This is a genomic window from Mesorhizobium sp. M7A.F.Ca.CA.003.01.2.1, assembly GCF_003998945.1.
GTDB lineage: Bacteria > Pseudomonadota > Alphaproteobacteria > Rhizobiales > Rhizobiaceae > Mesorhizobium > Mesorhizobium ciceri.
In genome coordinates this window covers 1-2,281 of sequence record NZ_RZRA01000908.1, presented here as the reverse complement: position 1 = coordinate 2,281, position 2,281 = coordinate 1, and the positions used below count along the sequence as shown (strand labels likewise).

General features: G+C 63.7%; 3 protein-coding genes. All 3 read right to left on the bottom strand.

Annotated features, from left to right (window positions below):
* Positions 1-71: 71 nt before the first annotated feature.
* Entirely contained in the window at positions 72-428 is a 357-nt protein-coding gene (locus tag EN969_RS27505; protein ID WP_024505708.1) for a hypothetical protein, read from the bottom strand.
* A 133-nt stretch (positions 429-561) separates the two neighbouring features.
* Positions 562-1,875 (bottom strand): homoserine dehydrogenase, encoded by a 1,314-nt coding sequence (locus tag EN969_RS27500; RefSeq protein ID WP_013531990.1) that lies wholly within the window; start codon positions 1,873-1,875, stop codon positions 562-564.
* Positions 1,876-1,922: 47 nt separating this feature from the next.
* Positions 1,923-2,281: aminotransferase class I/II-fold pyridoxal phosphate-dependent enzyme (locus EN969_RS27495; protein WP_127419561.1), on the bottom strand; the 359-nt coding region annotated here is incomplete at its 5' end.

Below are 2,281 nucleotides of genomic sequence, written 5' to 3'. Positions count from 1 at the left end.
GGTGTCCTCCTTAAAAGTGATTTGCTGAAAACAACAGAAAAGGCCGGAAGCCCGGCCCTATTGCGCTGCGGTCAATACCAGCGGCGGGAGGTATCGTTCGTCGATTGAGCAATGGCGAAGCCGGCCAGAAAGCCGAGCAGGCCGATCACGCCGACCAAAGCTGTCGTCGTACCAGGATTCTCGCGCGCGACTTCCGAAACAGCCTGGGCTTGGCTGCGCAGTTGTTGCGCCGTACGCGAAGCGCGGTTCGCCGCGGTGTCGTACAACTCGGACGCCTGTTCGCTGGCGTCATCGAGCATCTCCGCGCCCCGCGCCGAAATGCTCTTGTTGATCTTGGTGATCTCCTTGCGCAGTTCGGCAATCTGCTTTTCCAACGTCTTCTGGATGTCGTCGATATCGGGGGTGTCGGATTTGTTGGTGTCAGCCATGAAGCGGTTCCTCTGGTTGGTGACCAAGAGAACGGCGTCGACGCGAATTCGTTCCGGTCTGTGGCAGCTGCCTGCCTCCAGACCGGACCTCAATGCCTGCGGAATTCTTGTCCCGCGCGACTGTCGGACAAAGCTACCCTGCCCGTTCGATGCGGATGACCTGCGGTTTGTCGGTCAGATGTCCGTCCTTGGTGATGCCGTCTACCGCCTTGCGAACGGCGGCCTCCGTCGTCTCGTGGGTGACAAGGATCACCGTCTTCTGTGCCGCCGCCTCGCCGTTGACTGCGTGCTGGACGATCGATTCCAGCGAGATGTCATTGTCGGCCATGCGCTTGGCGATTGCCGCGAACACGCCGATGCGGTCGTGCACGGTCAGCCGGATGAAATAACCGCCGGCATGGCTGCGCATCTGCGCCTTCTTGTAGGGTTTCAGCTCCTTGGCCGGCCGGCCGAAGACCGGACCATGCTGGAAGCCTGGCCGGCTCTTGGCGATGTCGGCGATGTCGCCGATGACGGCCGATGCGGTGGCGTTGCCGCCCGCACCGGGGCCGGACAGCAGCAGCTCGCCCAGAATGTCGGTTTCGATCGCCACCGCATTGGTGACGCCATGCACCTGCGCGATGACCGATGCGGTCGGCACCATCGTCGGATGCACGCGCTGCTCGATACCGCTCTCGGTGCGCTGGGCGACACCCAGCAGCTTGATCCGGTAGCCGAGATCGGCGGCCGCGCGGATGTCGGCTTGGGTGATGTTGGAAATGCCTTCCATGTAGATGTCGTTGGCGGCGATCCTGGTGCCAAAGGCAAGGCTGGTCAGGATCGACAGCTTGTGCGCCGTGTCGTGGCCCTCGATGTCGAAGGTCGGATCAGCCTCGGCATAGCCCAGCCGCTGCGCGTCCTTCAGGCAAGCATCGAACGAGATGCCCTCGGCCTCCATGCGGGTCAGGATGTAGTTACAGGTGCCGTTGAGGATGCCGAACACGCGGGTGACCGAATTGCCGGCCATCGCCTCACGCATCGTCTTGATGACGGGAATGCCGCCCGCCACCGCCGCCTCGTAGTTGAGAAGCACGCCCTTCTTCTCGGCGATCTCGGCCAGCGCCACGCCATGCTTGGCCAGCAGCGCCTTGTTGGCGGTGACGACGTGACGGCCGGCTTCGAGTGCCGTCTTCACCGATGAGCGCGCCGGGCCCTCGTCGCCGCCGATCAGTTCGACGAACACGTCGATTTCTGCGGTCTGGGCCATCTTGACCGGATCGTCGAACCACTTTGCAGAGCTCAAATCGACGCCCCGATCGCGCTTGTGGTCGCGCGCCGAGACGGCGGTGACGATCACGTCACGGCCGCACTGGCGGGTCAGTTCCACCGCTTTGTCGCGCAGCACGCGCGCCACCGATGCACCGACCGTGCCGAGGCCGGCAATTCCAACACGCAATGCTTCAGCCATGTCCGGCGACGTCCCTCAAAGTCAGATCGAATTTGCGTGCGGCAAGCTTACCGGTGAGCGGAGAGCGGCACGACATTGTTGGGCTGCTTGGCGCTGGTCGACAGGAAGCGCTTGATGTTGCGCGCCGCCTGCCGGATCCTGTGCTCGTTCTCGACCAGAGCAACGCGCACGAATTCGTCGCCATGCTCGCCGAAGCCGACACCGGGCGCCACGGCCACGTCGGCATGTTCGATGAGCAGCTTGGAGAATTCGAGCGAGCCGAGATGCTTGAACGGCTCCGGGATCGGCGCCCAGGCGAACATCGATGCCGCCGGTGCCGGAATGGTCCAGCCGGCGCGGCCGAAGGCGTCGACCATCACGTCGCGGCGCTTGTGGTAGATGTCGCGTACCTCGGCGATGTCGGCGC

Bases quoted from the DNA above. Each gene is read 5' to 3' on its own strand.
- EN969_RS27500 (WP_013531990.1), bottom strand. From the start codon at position 1,875: ATGGCTGAAGCATTGCGTGTTGGAATTGCCGGCCTCGGCACGGTCGGT.
- EN969_RS27505 (WP_024505708.1), bottom strand. From the start codon at position 428: ATGGCTGACACCAACAAATCCGACACCCCCGATATCGACGACATCCAG.